The organism is Arthrobacter cheniae (genome assembly GCF_003602275.1).
Lineage (GTDB): Bacteria > Actinomycetota > Actinomycetes > Actinomycetales > Micrococcaceae > Arthrobacter_D > Arthrobacter_D cheniae.
In genome coordinates this window covers 1-16,578 of the sequence record NZ_QZVT01000001.1, presented here as the reverse complement: position 1 = coordinate 16,578, position 16,578 = coordinate 1, and the positions used below count along the sequence as shown (strand labels likewise).

Genomic DNA, 16,578 nt, shown 5'->3' with positions numbered 1-16,578 from the left:
ATGTCCGTCCTGACACCCAGCGAATCCGCCCGGCAGGTTCCCGCACACCCGGCTTCCGGCTCCCTGCGAAGGCCCAGCTTGATCGCGGGAAGCGCGCTCCTGCTGATGACCGTCTTCTCCATCTACGGTGTCTTCGGGCCGGTGGAGACCCTTGTGACGGCCGGGGACCCATCAAGAACGGCAGTCGACGTCGCCGCTTCGGAGACACTCTTCCGTTCAGGCATCGCCTGCCTGATCATCGTGGTCATTCTGGATGTCATCGTGGCAGCTGCACTCTTCGAGGTGTTCGCCTCCGTGAACCGGGCAGTCTCAATGACTGCGGCCTGGTTCAGGCTTGCATACTCCGCGGTCTTCCTGGTGGCGATAGTCCAGCTCCTGGAAGTACCGGTGCTCCTCGGAAAAGGGGAGCAGATGTTGCTCGCAGTCGAGTCATTCAACCGGATCTGGGACATCGGACTCGTTCTTTTCGCGGTGCATCTGCTCCTGGTCGGCTACCTTGCCTTCCGATCGGGGTTCATGGCGAAGATCTTCGGCATTCTGCTCGGGATTGCCGGACTCGGCTACCTCGCAGATGGTTTCGGAGCTGTGCTGGCCCCGGATCTCACGATCGGCGTCGCCCGTTTTGTCTTCATAGGTGAAGTCGCGCTCATCTTCTGGCTGCTCATCAAGGGTCTCCGAACCACCGTGGGCCCGATCATGAAAGAACAGCAGCTCCTCGCAGGAGCCCCCACACGGCCGGCGGGTGTCCCAGATGCCTGACGTCGGCCGGGTCTCCTCACGGTTCTTCGGAGGCCTGGGCAGCGTCGATGCCGTCAAGGATGATGCGGAGCCCGAACAGGAACTCGTTCCCGAAGGCGTAGTTCGGCTGCAGGATGTACGATTCGGCAATTTCCGCCAGGTGCGGGAAGGCGTCCGTCATCATCTGTTGCTGCGCCAGGATGTCTTCCGTTGCGGCAGTCATGCCACCGGCCGGGTCCAGTGGCAGGGCGGCCTCCTGGAGGGCAAAACCGTCGACGAAGCTGTCGAGAAGGGACATGGCGTGGCCGGCCATGGCCGGGGAGAATCCAGCACTGCGCAAGCACCCGATCGTGGCGTCAAGATGCTTCAAGGTCGCAGCCCCTGGTGTGGAGCGCATCAGGGCGATCGCCCAGGGGTGCCGGGCGAGGACGGCGCGGGCGGATTCCGCACGCTGCCGCATGGCCGATCTCCAATCGTCCCCGGGGGAGGGCAGGACGATTTCGCTGAAGACGACGTCGACCATTCCATCGATGAGGTCGTCCTTGCTCTTCACGTGATAGTAGAGCGACATCGCCTCGACCCTGAGTTCCTGGGCGAGCTTGCGCATGCTAAGCGATTCCAGGCCACCGGCATCGGCGAGACCGACAGCTACCTGGACTGCCCGATCCCTGGTTACAGGTTGCCTGGAAGCTGCCTTCGACTTCGCTGGTCCCACGACGCTCCTCGGCTCGGACATGCCCATCAGATCCGCACCCCGCGGGATCCCCTAGACGTTACCTTACGCCGTATGGTAACTTCAAATCGCTACCTTACACTGTTAGGTTCATCGATCGATCGAGGCGGAAGCTATGCATTCGAGCACCAGCCCAGTCAGAACGGCCACCGCCATGAAAGCCGTGGTGCAGCACAGGTACGGGACCGCTGACGTCCTCACCTACCAGGACGTCGACAAGCCGGTAGTTAAGGAGGGCGACGTACTGGTTCGCATCCATGGGGCCGCGATCAACCACGCTGACTGGGTCTACACAAGCGGTCATCCGCTGATCGCGCGGCTGGCCTTCGGAGTGCGCGGTCCGAAGAACATCGTGCGGGGCAAGGACATTGCAGGACGCGTGGAAGCTGTAGGCACGGGCGTTTCCGAGTTCCTCCCGGGCGATGAGGTGTATGGCGAAGTCGAGGCGGGAGGTTTCGCCGAGTACGCGGCCGTACCAAGCCATCTTTTGGCACTGAAGCCGGCGAACCTGACCTTCGAGCAAGCCGCCACGGTTCCTCTATCTGCCAGAACCGCCCTCCAGGGGCTAAGAGACGGCGGCAACATCCAACCGGGCCAGAAAGTCCTGATCAACGGTGCTTCAGGTGGCGTCGGCACATTCGCCGTCCAGATCGCCAAAGCCCTCGGCGCAGAGGTCACCGGGGTGTGCAGTGCAGGGAATGCCGCGCTGGTCCGGTCGCTCGGCGCGGACCATGTCATCGACTATTCGCAGGAGAACTTCACGGAGCGCGGACCTCGTTATGACCTGATTCTCGACTCGATCGGGAATCACCCGCTTTCCGCGCTTCGGCAGGCACTCACCCTTGAAGGGACACTGGTCCTCTCCAGCGGCACCGGCGGCCACTTCCTCGGACCGATGAGACGCATCGTGAAGGCATTGCTCCTGTCCCGGTTCATCAGCCAGAACCTGCGTACGGTCCCCGCGAAGTCGGCCAGGGAGAGCCTGGACGTGCTGCGGGAACTCATCGAAACCGGTCAGGTCACACCGGCCATCGACCGAATGTACCCCTTGAGCGAAGTCCCTGAAGCGATCCGCTACTTCGTCGAGGACCACGCCAGAGCAAAAATCGCCATCACTGTCTGATGGCATCCGCCACCCGCCGCTAGCGCCGGGGTGGCATCAGGTTCCACCCCGGTTCGATCATTGAGAAACCCAGGATCAAGACCATGAGCACTGTCCCGACCAACACTTTTGAACCTTCCCGTCCACAGCCCGAAAGGATGAGTCCGGCCTACATGCTGGTGCTCATCACGGGAGTCCTGCTGACCGGAGGATCCCTTGGAGTCTTTGCCAACTCCGGCCCCGTCCTCGCCGGCCTTGCCCTACTTGCCGCCGGGCTGGCGCTGATCATCACCGGAGCCGCAGGCCTGGGCCGTGGACTGCTTCCCCCAGCCCACTCTGCGCCCAGCGAAAACGCAGGAGGAATCTACCCCGCTCGACTCGAAGGGCAGTTGGATCCCAACCTCACGAGGTGGATGTGGCTCGTCAAGTGGATCCTGGCCATTCCCCACTACATCGTGCTCGCCTTTCTCGGCATTGCGTTCGTGGTCGTCACAGTCGCGGCAGGGGTGATGATCCTGTTCACGGGCCGCTACCCGGCGTCACTCTTCCAGTTCACGGTAGGCGTCATGCGCTGGAACTGGAGGGTCGCGTTCTACGCCAACGGAGTCCTGGGCACGGACAAGTACCCGCCGTTCACCCTCGCGCACGCCGATTACCCGGCCACCTTCGAGGTGGACTATCCCGAGAAACTCTCCCACTGGAAGGTCCTGATCAAGTCCTGGCTCCTTGCCCTGCCCCATGTGCTCATCGTCGCGGCACTGACCGGCAGCGTATGGGCATCCTCAGCTAATGGAGGCACCAATGGGATGTCGCTGCTGGGCTTGCTGGTGTTCATCACCGCGGTGATCCTGCTGTTCACCGGCGTCTACCGCCTGGGGCTCTTCAACCTGATCATGGGCATCAATCGGTGGGCCTACCGAACGATCACCTACACGGCGCTGATGCGCGACGACTACCCACCCTTCCGGCTGGATCAGGGCCCCCTCGATCCGCCCGCCAAAGCCTTGAGTAGTGCCATCTGATGGACACTTCGCAGGAGCCGACAATCTCCTCGCCGGCCTATCCGACAAAGGACATCCGGTGAAATCCACCAGAAAACCCGTCATCGCACCGCTGCACCCCGCAACCACTCCGAATCCGGGCCCACCTCCGAAACCAGATCGGATGCACTGGATACGGTGGCTCGTACCCGTCAGCCTGATCTTCCTCAGCCTCGTCCCCGTTCTCGCCGGGTCCGTGCGCCTGACCCAACTGGCCGGAGGCGTGATCACACCCGAGAACGCACGCTTCTTCGACTCTCCGATTCCCGTGCTGCTACACATCCCCACGGTCACCATCTACCTGCTGCTCGGATCGTTCCAGTTCGTTCCCTCACTGCGCCGGGGTAAGAGGGGCAGGACCAGCTGGCACCGGAGGGCCGGTCGCATCCTCGTTCCCACCGGTTTGCTGGCTGCCCTGTCGGGTCTGTGGATGGCGGTCTTCTACGACCTCCCACCTCATGACGGGCCGCTCCTGCTGGTCCTTCGGCTGATCTTCGGGTCAGCCATGGTCGTGAGCCTCGTCCTGGGATTCCTCGCCGTCCGCCGTCATGATTACGTTCGGCACAGCGAGTGGATGACCCGCGCCTACGCCATCGGCATCGCCCAGGGAACCATCGTCGTCGTGACGATTCCATGGGTTCTCCTCATCGGCCCGGTGGACGAGCTGACCCGCGCGCTTCTCATCGGAGCATCATGGGTCATCAGCGTGGCGGTGGGCGAATACGTCATTCATCGGCGGGCCTTAGCGTCGCCCCGGATCCCTCATGCTCCCGCCCTCCCTGTCGAGCCCGAACCGGAGCCCTCTCTCTAGGGGCAGAAACGGACGGGCTCATCCAGGTGCCTCATCTTCGTGACCCACCGAAGCTCCTCCGCACGGTGGCCCCCGTACTCGGTTCCCGGGCTCCCACCCTGCCCCTGACGACGACGGCCCTGAACGGCGGCGCAGTTGAAATTCGAAGGGAGGTGGCGTATCGGGTGGGTCGTGGCCGGTTCTTCGCCCGCCGGGATCCGCCGGGATCCTTACTGCCATGCTCCTTGTCGCACCCCCTTGATGCGGCCGCGGGAGAGCGAAGTTACGGGTGCGGATTCGCTTCTGGCTGTGTCGTGAGGGTGGTCGGACGGGTCGGCCCGCTGCACGAGTCGCCGCCGGGCGAACTCGTGATCAGACTCAACCCTCGCTGTGGTCCTGAGGTCGGTGGGGCTGCTGGGTCAGCCGCGCGGCCCGCCCAGCGAGGTAGCGGCGCTCCGGGAGACTCGCCGTGGCGGCTGCTGCCACGAGGTAGGCCTCGCGGGCGGCCACCACGTGTCCGGAGAGCTCGAGCAGGTGCGCCCGGACTGCGAGGGGGCGGTGGCTGCGGGCCAGCTGCGGGTCTTTCTCGACCGTACCCAGCACTGCCAATCCCGCGAGGGGTCCCTTGACCATGGCGACGGCGACGGCACGGTTCAGTGTCACGATCGGGCTCGGTGCCACCTGCTCCAGTACTTCGTAGAGCGCCAGGATCTGGGGCCAGTCCGTATCCTCCACACTCGAGGCTTCGTCGTGGATGGCTGCGATAGCCGCCTGCACCTGGTATGGACCAATCGGAACCTTGCCCAAGGTACTTGTCAGGAGGAGGACCCCTTCACGAATCTGGCCGGCATCCCAGAGACTTCGGTCCTGCTCAGAGAGCGGGACGAGGGCGCCGTCGGCCAAGGTGCGGGCGGATCGCCTGGCATCGGTCAGCAGCATAAGGGCAAGCAGGCCACATGTCTCTGCCCGGGCCACGTTCGTCGCCGGAGTTACGTCCAGCAGCAGCCGGGTAAGCCGGATGGCTTCACCGGTGAGGTCCGTCCGTTGCAGGGATCGTCCTGAGCTTGCGGCGTATCCTTCGTTGAAGATGAGGTAGAGAACCTGCTGCACGACGGCGGTCCTCGCCATTGTTTCGGCGGGCGTGGGGACTTCGAAACGGGCGCCTGCTCGTGTGATGCTGCCCTTTGCCCGGCTGATCCGCTGGGCCATGGTTGCCTCGGGAACCATAAAGGCGCTGGCGATCTGCGCGCAGGTCAGGCCTCCCACGGCCCTCAGCGTCAGGGCAAGTTGTGAGGGCGGTGAAAGGGCCGGATGACAGCATAGATACAGGAGCATCAGGGTGTCATCGGCATCCGGTGTCACCACCTCGTCGCCTGGCCAGGAGTCGGGCGCGCCTCCCGCAGGCTGCCGGGTGGAGAACTGCAGGGTGAACGTTCCCTCTCGACGGCGCCGGGCGCTTTCGCTTCGCCACTGGTCCACCAGGCGCCGTTGGGCAACGGTCATCAGCCAGTGGTACGGATTATCCGGAAGGCCACCCTGCGCCCATTGGAGGGATGCTTCCAGCAGTGCTTCCTGGACGGCGTCCTCGCAGGCGTCGAACTGGCCGTTGCGGCGGGTGAGCACGCCAAGGACCTGCGGCGCGAGCGTGCGCAGCAGGTCCTCCAGGGGCGGGCTTTCCTGTGTCACGATGTGGCCGCCCTTATCGGTCGTCAGACATCCGGGGGTCCGTCCTGAACAACCCTCAACTCCACCGTGCCGGAATACTTGACGATGCTGGAGCAGATTTCGAGTGCCCTTTCCTCGCTTGCTACATCCACCACCCAGTACCCGATGAGGGATTCCTTGGACTCCGCGTAGGGACCGTCGGTAGCGATCACGCCGTGGTCGGTCTTTCTGACGGTTTTCGCGGTGCTGCCGTCAGCCAGGCCGGCGTTGAACACCAACTCGCCGGATTCTGTCAGGTCCTTGTCGATCTGGATCATGAACCCGATCATCTCCTGGATCCATGCCGGGTCCGCGGTTTGCGTCATGCCTTCGGCTGATCCGAACATCATGATCATGTATTTCATCTTCGACTCCTTGGTTGGGGTTCCGTGGTGCCTACATGAAGAGGTCGGAGCCGGATGGTCGGTTCTCGACATGCAACCGCACCCATCTTCCGCGCATTCATCTGCGATGGACTCGAAGCACGTTGTTGCGACCTGATCGACCTGTTCCTCGGTCAGGACAAGGCGGTCTCGAACCTGCACTCCCGATGGCGAATCCCGCGATGTCAGGCGTCGGCGCGGTCCCTGATGGGGGAGGAGGCTTGTGCGTGGGTCCGTCGGGGTATCCGGCCGGCTCGCGAAGCGAGCCTGCCGGCGATGACGGCGTGCTTGAAGGCTGTCGCCATTCTTGTTGGGTCTTGTGCTCTGGTTACTGCTGTGGCGAGCAGAACCGCATCGCAGCCCAGTTCCATGGCGAGGGCGGCGTCGGATGCGGTACCGATCCCTGCATCGAGAACTACCGGAACTGTTGCCCTCGAGGCGATCAGTTCTATGTTGTGGGGGTTGAGGATGCCCAGTCCCGTTCCGATGGGCGATCCCAATGGCATCACGGCTGCTGCTCCGAGTTGTTCCAGCCGTCGGGCAAGAACGGGATCGTCGTTCGTGTAGGCGAAGACCTTGAAGCCCTTCTTTACGAGCGTTTCGGTAGCCTCGACAAGTTCCAGCGCATCCGGTAGCAGGGTCTGTTCGTCGGCGATGACTTCCAGTTTCACCCAGTCCGTTGCCAGTGCCTCCCGCGCCATCTCAGCGGTCATGACCGCCTCACGGGCAGTGAAACACCCCGCGGTGTTCGGGAGGATCCGGATCCCTTGCTCATCGAGTAGTTCAAAGAGCGAACTGCCGGCCTCCGCGGTGTAGCGCCGTAGTGCCACGGTTGTCAGTTCCGTCTCCGATGCGGCCAGTGCCGCCCCCAAACCTTCCAGGCTCGGCGCTCCGCCGGTCCCCATGATCAGCCGCGAGGTAAAGGCAACCCCGTCGATCTCTAACGCGTCGTTGTCAGGCATCGTCTCATCCTCCCTGGACGGCGGTCAGAACTTCGATGTCGTCTCCGTCGTTGATGGTTACTCCGGCCCACCGGTGACGGGGTACGACCTCGGCGTTGACCGCGACGGCTACCCCCAGTCGCCGCTCATCCAGTGGCTGCCCGGTATCGCTCAGCTCCCGCCCGGTGATCTCGGCGACCAGATGCTTGAGGGTGAAAACCGGCACAGTGTCCCTGGCCCGCCCATTCAGTGTGTAGCTCATGTGGTGGTCCTTACCGTGTCAGGGGAACTGTTGTGGCGCGAAGCCCTGTGCCGAGAGTTTTCAGGCATGTGCATGGAAGAGCTGAACCGGCCGGGCCGAAATCGCTTGATGTCGATCTGCGGTGTTTTCCGGGTGATCAGGTCAGCGCAGAGGTGAGCAGTAATCGGTGCCAGTAGTACTCCGTGTCGGAAGAAGCCGGTGGCGATAACAAGCCCGCGCACGTCGGAACCGTCCGGGTTCGTGCACCGGCCGAGCAGAGGCGCATTGTCCGGGGTCCCGGGTCTGGGCCGGCAGAGGGCTTCCAGCAGTTCCAGCTCCGCGACGGCGGGGATCAGCACCTGCGCATCCCGTAACAGCTCATACACACCGCCGGCAGAGAGACCGGCGGACCCGTTTTCGCGTTGAGTGGCGCCGATCACCACCGTCCCGTCCTGCCGAGGCACCACATATACAGGGGAGCCGCGGACCAGTCCGCGGACCGTCGAGGTTACGAGCGGTCTGAGATGTTCGGGAACGCGCATTCGGAGGATGTCCCCGTACACCGGGCGCAAGGGTAGTCGTAGCCCCTCCGGTAGGCCGGCGATGTCCTTCGTGCCGATTCCGTTGGCCAGGATGACCTCATCCGCGTTGATCCGCTCTCCGTCCTCCAGCAGCACACCGGTTACAGCCGTGGAGTCAGCAGCATCGCCGTGGATGATCGCGGAAACTGGAACCGGCACCGAGCGCACCGATGAGTTTTTAGCCAATGCTGCTTGGAGGGCTGCAGCCAGTGCCCGGGGATCCACCTGGTGATCCCCGGGAACCAGGCATGCGCCCGTCAGTTGCGGACCCAGCAGCGGCTCCAAACGCCGCGCCCGGCCGGTCGTGAGTTCCTCGACCTCGAGCCCAAGCCCCAACTGCACAGAGCTCAGGTCGGTCAGGGCCTGCCGGTCCGCCGCGTCTATGGCCACTATCAGTGTCTGAGTTCGTTGGTAACCGGTTCCGACCCCGGAAGCGGCCTCCAACTCCTCGGTGAACTCCTGGTAGATCCGGGCCGAGGGCAGCATCAGGTCCAGTAGGGATTCCTCCTGGTAATGAAGCTCACTGACGGGGGCCAGCATCCCGGCTGCAGCATGGGTCGCTCCGAAAGCGGGCGCAGGATCTACCAGGGTGACCCGGTGGCCGCGGCGACTGGCCTCCCAGCCGATGGCCAGTCCTATGATGCCCGCACCGACGACGACGGTATGGCAGGTACGGTCCGGGTTCTTCAGAGTCACAGGTCCCTTCCTACGCCGGGATCAACCGGTTCAGGTTCATACGGTCGGCGTCGAACGCCCTCTCAGCCCTCATAAGGTCAGCGTGGTGCTACTGCCGAAACTCGGGCTCCCGTGGAGCCATTAGTCTAAGGCGCATGGCTTCCAATGCGGGTATCGCTCCCTTCCTGTCGAACCCGTTTGATGGCGGGGCGTCGTCCACGAGCGATACGGCAGCCCTGTACAGGCAGAGACTTGCCAGTGCGCAGCTGTATCTGTGCACTGATTCGCGGAAAGGAAAAGGCGACTTCGCCGATTTCGTCGACGCCGCATACAGAGGAGGCGTGGACATCATCCAACTCCGCGACAAGAACATCGAGGCAGCCGAGGAACTTGCCTGCTTGGATGTTCTCCGCGCAGCTGCGCAACGGCACGGCAAACTATTCTCGGCCAATGACAGGGCCGATATCGCCCTTCTCAGTGGCGCGCACGTCTTACATGTGGGGCAGGACGATGTATCCCTACCTGCCGCGCGGCACCTGATGGGCCCCCATCCAGTGATCGGTCTCTCCACCCACACTCCGGCCCAAGTCGACGCTGCCATGACCATCGACGAACTGGACTACTTCTGCGCCGGTCCTGTTTGGGCCACCCCCACAAAGCCCGGACGTGCTGCCGCGGGGCTCGAACTAGTGCAGTACGCAGCAGCACGCACGACCGAAACCGGCTCTCAGCGTGCCTGGTTTGCCATCGGCGGAATAGATCACACCACCATCGGCCACGTCATCGAAGCAGGAGCCCGCCGAGTCGTCGTCGTACGAGCCATCACAGAAGCCAATGATCCGTGCTCCGCGGCTGAATCCCTCAAATCAGCGCTTCCGCCGCTGTCTTAGACGCCGGCACCCGCTACTACCGGAGCCGAGGATCGGTCGGTGGAAGAAAGCACAGCCCGGGTCGAAGCATGGGCCTGATGCCTTCCCGCACACGGGTTAGCGGGTGCCCGGGACCCTAGCCAGCCGGTCAGCTCCTTCGAACGCGCGCCACAGCCCGCCTGACCCCTGGCCAAAGGGTGCCCCCTCACTGCCGACTCGGCCATTCAGCGGGGGAGGGGTCACTTGCTCCTTGCAAGCAAGGTGAGCGCTGCTCGTGCTCGGTCAGCGGAGCGAGAAACGCGAGGCTCCATGTCCCAGGGTGCCTCTGATTGGTGTATTCACCGTGCGGCCCGTAAGGTCGATCATGCGCCGCGGGGTGGAGCAGTTCGGTAGCTCGCTGGGCTCATAACCCAGAGGTCACAGGTTCAAATCCTGTCCCCGCAACAACAGGGCACCTACTGACGATTCTGTTCAGTAGGTGCCCTACCTTAATCACGTCGGGTTCAAGACAACGCGCGACCTCTCAATTCCGGAATCGGGACGGATCACTCGAGTCCTCCCTGACTGACTCCGTTCTCGGCCTACACGGCCCACCTCCCGCACACGGCCAGGTATTGCTCGCCCTCCCAGTCGTCCGATCAGACCGGTGCGTGAGAAGGCCTGAGGATCGAGATGAGCAGTAGCTTTCTGCTCGCGCTCCTGCTGCTGGAATGGAATGCTCGAAGGCCTAAAGGGCCGCCCCCGGTGCATTCAAATTTGTTCTTCCGATGACCTTTTTCGGCAGGTAGGCTGACGAAATCTGCACCGGCTCCCGCAGGCAACGCCGAACGATGAGAAACGCCCACAGCGTCAACGCGGTGATATTGGACGCGGTGGACGCCACGCACCCAACGACCCGAACCCCGCATGCCGGATCCGGCGAAGAGCCACCTGAGCGAATCGACGGGAGCACCGATGGAAGCTGACGATGACGTTCGGAACTACATTGACGCACACACGCCCCTGCTCCTGGAGCGTCTCGCTCAGTGGGTCAGCATTCCGTCCGTTGCCGGGGTGGCCGAGCGCAAACACCATCTGACCCGCTCCGCCAATTGGCTGGCCGGTGAGCTTCGCGATACCGGATTCCCGATTACAGAGATCTGGGAGGGGGCCGAGGGCCCAACGGTTTTCGCTGAATGGTGCGATGCTCCTGGTGCTCCCACCATTTTGATCTACAGCCACCATGATGTGCGGGCGGTCAAGGAAGAGAATTGGGATCAGACCTCCCCATTCGAGCCGGTACTTCGGGATGGCAGGCTGTATGGCCGCGGAAGCTCCGATGCCAAGGGCCAGGTGATGGCCCACCTCTGGGGGGTCCGCGCCCACTTGAATGCGACGGGGCGCTCGGCTCCGGTGGTAAACCTCAAGCTGATCATCGAGGGTGAGGAAGAGGCTGGATCGCCCGGGCTCGAAAACCTCCTCCACAACAACCGGTCCCGGCTCGAGGCGGACGCTGTGGTTTTTTCCGACACTCTGCTGTGGCAGGCGGAGAGCCCTGCCATCTGCACCAGCATCCGCGGCATGCTGGGCGTACGCATCGAGATCCACGGCCCGCTCACAGACATTCACAGCGGCGCCGTGTCCGGGACAGCTCCCAACGCGGCCCTCGAACTGAGCAGGCTGCTCGGACGGCTTCATGACCACAAGGGGAGAATCACCTTTCCGGGGTTCTACGACGACGTCGAAGAAGTGTCGCCATCCCGCCGGGCCGAGCTGGCGGCCCTGCCGTTCGACCCGCAGGACTGGCTTGATCGCTCACACACCCGGAGCATTCTGGGGGAGGAAGGCTACACGGTCTTTGAGCGGCTGTGGGAGCGCCCGGCGTTGGAAGTCATCGCCCTTGCAGCAGGGGATCCAATAGGTGTGAAGCGTGCGGCTGTTCCGTCCATGGCGGCCGCAGACCTCAGCATCCGTACTGTCGCCGGCCAGAAAGTCCAGGACGTGGCGGATCAGGTGCGGCGGTGGGTGGAAGCACCCATCAGCGACGGCTACACCTACCGATTGTCCCTCGACACCGAAACGGCGCAGGAGTTCTATAGAACTCCGAATAACCCGGTGCTGGAGAGTCTTTCGAAAGCAATGGCCAAAGGCTTCAGGACCGAGGCGGTGGGGCGAATGGGAAACGCCGGCGGCGGACCCGCCGATCTGCTCTCATCGACGCTGAAGGTTCCCGTTGTCTTCTTCGGAACGGGACTCGTGGAAGACAACTGGCACGACAGCGATGAGAGCGTCCGCGTGGACGTCCTGAAAGCCGGCGCAGCGACGCTGGCCTTCCTCTGGGAGGAACTCGGCCGACATGACCCGGAGCGACCCTGACTCCGGCCACCGGCCGGCCGGGTGAGGCGCGGGGCTGAACCGTGGCCTGCCGTGACCGGGACGTTTCGCTCATTCCTCCGGCTCCTGAAGTGCCGTCCGGCGACGCGGATCAACCTGGCTGAGGGGATGCGGCCACCCTTGTACCGACTGATAAGCGGGCTTATCCTTTGTGTTCTACCACCACGTGAGGTTCAGCAACGGGCCTGTGGTTCTCCGGTTCGGGAGTAGCCCATGGCCATTCTGCCTCGCTCGCCCCACTCCCTGCGGCTGCATGATGCGTATCCCGCGCTTTCCTCCCGGTTCTCTGCCGACTCCGGGCCTCCGGAGGGACGCTGATGCGCACCGTTGGCGTGGAGGAAGAATTCCTGATTGTCGATGAGGTGAACGGGCAGGCCCTGCCGTTGGCGCAGGCCCTTCAGGGGTCCGGGGTGGGCGGTGGCCTGGTCAGTGAGATGAAGCAGGAGCAGATAGAGGTTTGCACCCGCCCCCACCTCTCCCTGGAGGACCTGGCGGCCGAGGTCGGCGCCTGCCGGGCCGCTGCGGACTCCGCTGCGCGGGCCCTCGGCGCGAGGACCGCGGCGGTGGCGATGTCCCCGCTTCCGGTCCGGTCCCGGGTGAGCCCCGGTCTGCGCTATCAGGCCATGATGGACAGGTTCGCCCTGACCGCCCGGGAGCAGCTCACCTGCGGCTGCCATGTCCACGTCGCCGTGGTCTCGGATGAGGAGGGGGTGGCGGTGCTTGACCGGATCCGCATCTGGCTTCCGGTCCTGGCGGCGCTCAGCGCGAACTCCCCGTTCTGGAACGGCGAGGACACCGGATATGCGAGTTTCCGGTCCCAGGCCTGGAACCGGTGGCCGCTGGCGGGCCCGTGTGACATCTTCGGAACGGCCGAGAACTACCACCAGTGCGTCAGGGACCACCTTCTCACGGGGGTCCCACTTGATCTGGGACAGATCTACTTCGATGCCAGGCTCAGCCACAACCATCCAACCGTCGAGGTGCGCATCGGGGATGTGTGCCTGCACCCGGACGACACCGTGCTCCTGGCCGCGCTGATCCGGGCCCTCGTTGAGACCGCCGCCCGCCAGTGGCGCGCCGGGGAGCCGCCCCTTCCGGTTCCGACGGCCCAGCTCCGTTTGGCAGCCTGGCGTGCAGGCAGGTCCGGGATGGACGGCGACCTGCTCCATCCTGTGCGGAAAGAGCCGATGGAAGCCGCCTCGGTCATCTCCGCTCTCCTCGCCGAGGTCCGTCCGGTCCTCAAGGAACAGGGCGAAGCGGTGCTTGTGGAATCGTTGGTGCGGCAGGTCCTTGCGCGGGGAACCGGTGCGCGGCGGCAGCGGGCCGCCTACCGGCAGAACGGGGACCTGCGCGACGTCGTGGCCGACAGTGTTTTCGTCAGCAACCTTCAGCTGGGGTCCCTGAGCAGGCGGCACGAGATGCCTCACCGGCTCTCACTTCCCCGCAGCTAAGGCGCGGCCGGGGCACGGCTGCGGCAGCCAGCGGCGCGGAAGCGAGGGCGGATCAGCCCACACCCTGCGGAGACCCCGATCACCGCAGGAGAACATTCGACCTGGACGGCAACCTGGCTGCTCAGTCTCCGCACACTCCTGGAAGATACGTCACGCGAGGTAGTTACCTAGAGCCTCGAGCAGGCCACGGTAGCCTTCCTCGCGGTTCGGCCCGTCGGCCCAGAACTGGTCGAAGAAGACGCCGTGCTCGACGTGCGTGAACCGGGTGCCCTCGTCGATCGGTTCGAACTCGTACGACGCCACCGACGTCGACATGTGGGCGCCGTCGATCCACATGTCGTACGTCGTGACGATCCGGTCATGCTCCACGATGTCGGTGTAGGTTGCCTCGTACCGCGAGACCGGACCGCCGTGAAACGCACCCTCGTCGATGTCGCGTCCGCCGACGCGGAAGTCGAACACCCACACGCCGGTCTCGACGGTGTCGCCGCCGCCAAACCAGTGCAGCTTCTGGTCCTCTATGGCGAAGGCATCCCAAACGCGCTCGAGGGGAACGGGGTAATCGCGGGTAAGGGTGAACTCCGCGCGGGCGAGTCGGCGTTCGATCGTCATGTGCATGCCTATCGCCTGAAGGTGACGTGGATCGTGCCGCTCTCGGCCACTTCCGTCGTCACCTTATGGGTCAGGTCGAGGCTGGGTAGGTCGTCCCATAGTCGAGTTCCCCGGCCGAGAACAACCGGGGCCATCAAGAGATGCAACTCATCGACCAGACCCGCGCGCAGGAAATCGCGCGCGGTGCCGACTCCACCGCCCACGCGCACGTCCAGGCCGCCCGCGGCGTCGGTCGCCTCGGCAAGCACGTCCTCGATCGAGCCACTGCGGAAGTGGAACGTCGTACCACCCTCCATCGGGATCGGCGGACGCGGTGCGGTGTGGGTAAGGACGTAGACCGGGGTCCCGAATGGCGGCCGCTCACCCCACCAGCCCTTCCAGTCCGGATCGCCGGGATATGCGGTCAGGCCGAACATTGTTGCGCCCATGATCTCGGCGCCTACGCCCTCGAAGAACGCAGCGGCGTAGGAGTCCTCAATGCCGGTCGTGCCGGTGCCGTTGGTCTCGCCGAAGCGCTCTTGCATCGTGCGGGTCGCGATATACGCCTCCGTGAGGCGCCCCCAATCCTCACCCATCGGATTCTCGAGGGAAAGGCCGGTTGTCGAGGTGTAGCCGTCCAGCGAAGTGAACAGGCTCATGCGGATGCGGGTCATGTCAGGTTTCCTTTGGGGTGGCGCGAATCAGGTGCATGCCGAGCCGGTCGGCTTGGCGTTCGGCGGAGGTTCGTTGCTCACCGAGCCACAGGTGCAGGACGTCGAGGGCGCCCGGCCGCAGGCTCACAGTGCGCACGCGTCCTTGCTTCTGCGACGTGACCAAACCCGCGTTTTCGAGGAGACGCAGGTGCTGCATGAGCGACGGCAACGCCATCGAGAACGGTGCCGCGAGTTCGGACACGACGGCTGGGGACTTCGCCAGCCGTTCGACGATGGCCCGGCGCGTAGGATCCGCGAGAGCGCGGAGCACGGAATCGAGCTTGTCGTAATAGTTAGGCACATGCCTAACTATTACCGAAGGGTAGGGAGTCGTCAAGCGGCCCAGCCAGTGGACGAACTGAAATTTAGAGTTCATCAACAAGCCGGATCGCCCGGACCAAGGCGGTTACTACTTGATGGACCCGACGCTTAGAAACTCAACTACCAGCCCCGGCTAGCAACGACGCTGAACCTTGGGCTCCTTCTGCCCGAGTAACACCAAAAGAGCCCATTTCCTGATGGGTTCCGGTTCTCCAGCGTTCAGAATCGGGCTCGTCAACCCCCTGTCTGATGCCGGGCCAGCCGTGGTCAGTGTCGATGCTCATCGTTTGGCCGGCAGGGGGAATGGTGCTGGGCCTGCACTCGTTCGTCGCCTATTCCGTGTAGAGGAGTTCATAGGTGAGGAGCGCGAAAAGGTTTTCCCGATCAAATTGACGGTGGGAGCAATGACGCTGAAGGTCGCGGTGACGGACGTGCCAGTACCCGGCGCGGAGCGTATTTCGAGGGAGCCCCCGGCTTGTCGGATGGTGTCTCCGAGGATCCTGAGGCCGAAGTGGCCTTCCGGGCAGGGCTCGATCGGGTTGAAGCCGATACCGTCGTCCGAGACTGTGATGAGGGTTTGCCGGTTCGTTTGTCGGATCCGAATGTGTACCGATTGCGCGGAGGAATGCTTGGTGGCGTTGACCAACGCTTCGCGTGCCACGCGGTAGACCAGGACTGTGTGGTCCCGATCTAGCACCAATTTGTCCGGGATGTCGATTCTGAAGGCGATTCCGCGCTCTACCAGTGGTGCCTCCAGTCGCATGAGGGAGGCCTTCAGTCCGAGCTCCTCGAGGTCAGGGGGGTAGAGCTCGCTGGTCATGGCGCGCAGGAGGCGGATATCGTTCTGCAGCATCGTCCGGGCGTTCGTGAAGACAGGGCCCAGCGAGGGTGGACCGCGGCGTTCTTCTGATTCCAGGGCGTATGCCAGCCCGGAGAGGTCCTGGATGACGTCGTCGTGGAGTTCGGTGGCGATTTGCCGGCGCTCCTGATCCGACGCTTCGATGGCGCAGTGCAACAACGCGGTACGCGTGGCTTGATGGTCCTGGATCTTGCGTGCCAGGCGGACGGCCGGAATCAGCTGCGCTAATTGTAGGGCTGCCAATGACAGCAAGGTCGGTGGAATCATGCCTACCAGGACCGATTGCTGTTCGCGGCGCACTCCCGCGCCTGACGAGTATGTTTCGAAGATCATCGGGGCGCCGGTTTGGGAGGTGGAACGGACGTAGACTTCGACGAGTTCGCCCGAATCGGCCTCGTACTCGTTTTCTTCCGCAGTTTGGGATTCAAGGGTGGCTGTCGCCGGCCCTCCTTCAAGAAGCAGACGGGCCCATT

General features: G+C 63.8%; 17 protein-coding genes, 1 tRNA gene and 1 riboswitch. Of the genes, 8 read left to right on the top strand and 10 right to left on the bottom strand.

All coding sequences use genetic code 11. The features are described from left to right. Window positions 1–759, top strand: a complete 759-nt coding sequence (locus tag D6T63_RS00090) for a DUF4386 domain-containing protein (RefSeq protein WP_120147013.1) — start codon at window positions 1–3, stop codon at window positions 757–759. Between the two features lie 16 nt (window positions 760–775). Here D6T63_RS00090 and D6T63_RS00085 read toward each other — a convergent pair whose 3' ends face one another. Continuing rightward, on the bottom strand, window positions 776–1,474 hold the full coding sequence (locus D6T63_RS00085) for a TetR/AcrR family transcriptional regulator (RefSeq protein ID WP_120147541.1): 699 nt from the start codon (window positions 1,472–1,474) through the stop codon (window positions 776–778). Between the two features lie 112 nt (window positions 1,475–1,586). Between D6T63_RS00085 and D6T63_RS00080 the strand changes: the two genes are divergently transcribed. The 3 genes from D6T63_RS00080 to D6T63_RS00070 all read left to right on the top strand — a co-directional run bounded on the left by D6T63_RS00080 (window position 1,587) and on the right by D6T63_RS00070 (window position 4,424). Continuing rightward, window positions 1,587–2,594 carry an NAD(P)-dependent alcohol dehydrogenase gene (locus D6T63_RS00080; protein WP_235830450.1) on the top strand — a complete coding sequence of 336 codons (1,008 nt, stop codon included), beginning with the start codon at window positions 1,587–1,589 and terminating at the stop codon, window positions 2,592–2,594. A 137-nt stretch (window positions 2,595–2,731) separates the two neighbouring features. Beyond that, the gene (locus D6T63_RS00075) at window positions 2,732–3,595 is read left to right on the top strand and encodes a DUF4389 domain-containing protein (RefSeq protein ID WP_328588635.1); all 864 of its coding nucleotides are present in this window, start codon (window positions 2,732–2,734) and stop codon (window positions 3,593–3,595) included. A 58-nt stretch (window positions 3,596–3,653) separates the two neighbouring features. Further along, window positions 3,654–4,424: a DUF2306 domain-containing protein gene (locus D6T63_RS00070; RefSeq protein WP_235830448.1), complete on the top strand. Its 771-nt coding sequence runs from the start codon at window positions 3,654–3,656 to the stop codon at window positions 4,422–4,424. A 357-nt stretch (window positions 4,425–4,781) separates the two neighbouring features. Here the strand turns inward: D6T63_RS00070 and D6T63_RS00065 are convergent, their stop codons facing one another. The 5 genes from D6T63_RS00065 to thiO form a co-directional block, all read right to left on the bottom strand. Beyond that, window positions 4,782–6,089 carry an RNA polymerase sigma factor gene (locus tag D6T63_RS00065; protein WP_235830446.1) on the bottom strand — a complete coding sequence of 436 codons (1,308 nt, stop codon included), beginning with the start codon at window positions 6,087–6,089 and terminating at the stop codon, window positions 4,782–4,784. Between the two features lie 23 nt (window positions 6,090–6,112). Continuing rightward, window positions 6,113–6,472 carry a YciI family protein gene (locus D6T63_RS00060; protein WP_120147009.1) on the bottom strand — a complete coding sequence of 120 codons (360 nt, stop codon included), beginning with the start codon at window positions 6,470–6,472 and terminating at the stop codon, window positions 6,113–6,115. Window positions 6,473–6,675: 203 nt separating this feature from the next. Next, on the bottom strand, window positions 6,676–7,452 hold the full coding sequence (locus D6T63_RS00055; RefSeq protein WP_120147008.1) for a thiazole synthase: 777 nt from the start codon (window positions 7,450–7,452) through the stop codon (window positions 6,676–6,678). Window positions 7,453–7,456: 4 nt separating this feature from the next. Next, window positions 7,457–7,693, bottom strand: coding sequence for a sulfur carrier protein ThiS (gene thiS / locus D6T63_RS00050; protein WP_120147007.1), 237 nt, complete (start codon window positions 7,691–7,693; stop codon window positions 7,457–7,459). Next, on the bottom strand, window positions 7,690–8,943 hold the full coding sequence (gene thiO, locus D6T63_RS00045; RefSeq protein ID WP_407923693.1) for a glycine oxidase ThiO: 1,254 nt from the start codon (window positions 8,941–8,943) through the stop codon (window positions 7,690–7,692). The genes thiS and thiO overlap by 4 nt, the downstream gene beginning before the upstream one ends. Then, window positions 8,940–9,072: riboswitch (TPP riboswitch) on the bottom strand. Its footprint overlaps the gene before it by 4 nt. A gap of 11 nt (window positions 9,073–9,083) precedes the next feature. Here thiO and thiE point away from each other — a divergent pair. The 4 genes from thiE to D6T63_RS00025 all read left to right on the top strand — a co-directional run bounded on the left by thiE (window position 9,084) and on the right by D6T63_RS00025 (window position 13,621). Then, window positions 9,084–9,818 (top strand): thiamine phosphate synthase, encoded by a 735-nt coding sequence (thiE, locus tag D6T63_RS00040; protein ID WP_120147005.1) that lies wholly within the window; start codon window positions 9,084–9,086, stop codon window positions 9,816–9,818. Between the two features lie 349 nt (window positions 9,819–10,167). Further along, a tRNA-Met gene (locus tag D6T63_RS00035) sits at window positions 10,168–10,241 on the top strand. Window positions 10,242–10,751: 510 nt separating this feature from the next. Beyond that, window positions 10,752–12,152 (top strand): M20/M25/M40 family metallo-hydrolase, encoded by a 1,401-nt coding sequence (locus D6T63_RS00030; RefSeq protein WP_120147539.1) that lies wholly within the window; start codon window positions 10,752–10,754, stop codon window positions 12,150–12,152. Between the two features lie 335 nt (window positions 12,153–12,487). Beyond that, window positions 12,488–13,621, top strand: a complete 1,134-nt coding sequence (locus tag D6T63_RS00025; RefSeq protein ID WP_120147004.1) for a glutamate--cysteine ligase — start codon at window positions 12,488–12,490, stop codon at window positions 13,619–13,621. Window positions 13,622–13,771: 150 nt separating this feature from the next. Here the strand turns inward: D6T63_RS00025 and D6T63_RS00020 are convergent, their stop codons facing one another. The 4 genes from D6T63_RS00020 to D6T63_RS00005 form a co-directional block, all read right to left on the bottom strand. Beyond that, entirely contained in the window at window positions 13,772–14,233 is a 462-nt protein-coding gene (locus D6T63_RS00020) for an SRPBCC domain-containing protein (RefSeq protein WP_120147538.1), read from the bottom strand. A gap of 8 nt (window positions 14,234–14,241) precedes the next feature. After that, entirely contained in the window at window positions 14,242–14,886 is a 645-nt protein-coding gene (locus D6T63_RS00015) for a dihydrofolate reductase family protein (RefSeq protein ID WP_120147003.1), read from the bottom strand. A 1-nt stretch (window position 14,887) separates the two neighbouring features. Then, window positions 14,888–15,226 (bottom strand): ArsR/SmtB family transcription factor, encoded by a 339-nt coding sequence (locus tag D6T63_RS00010; protein WP_120147002.1) that lies wholly within the window; start codon window positions 15,224–15,226, stop codon window positions 14,888–14,890. A gap of 300 nt (window positions 15,227–15,526) precedes the next feature. Further along, the coding region (locus D6T63_RS00005; protein ID WP_120147001.1) for a sensor histidine kinase at window positions 15,527–16,578 on the bottom strand (1,052 nt) is incomplete at its 5' end.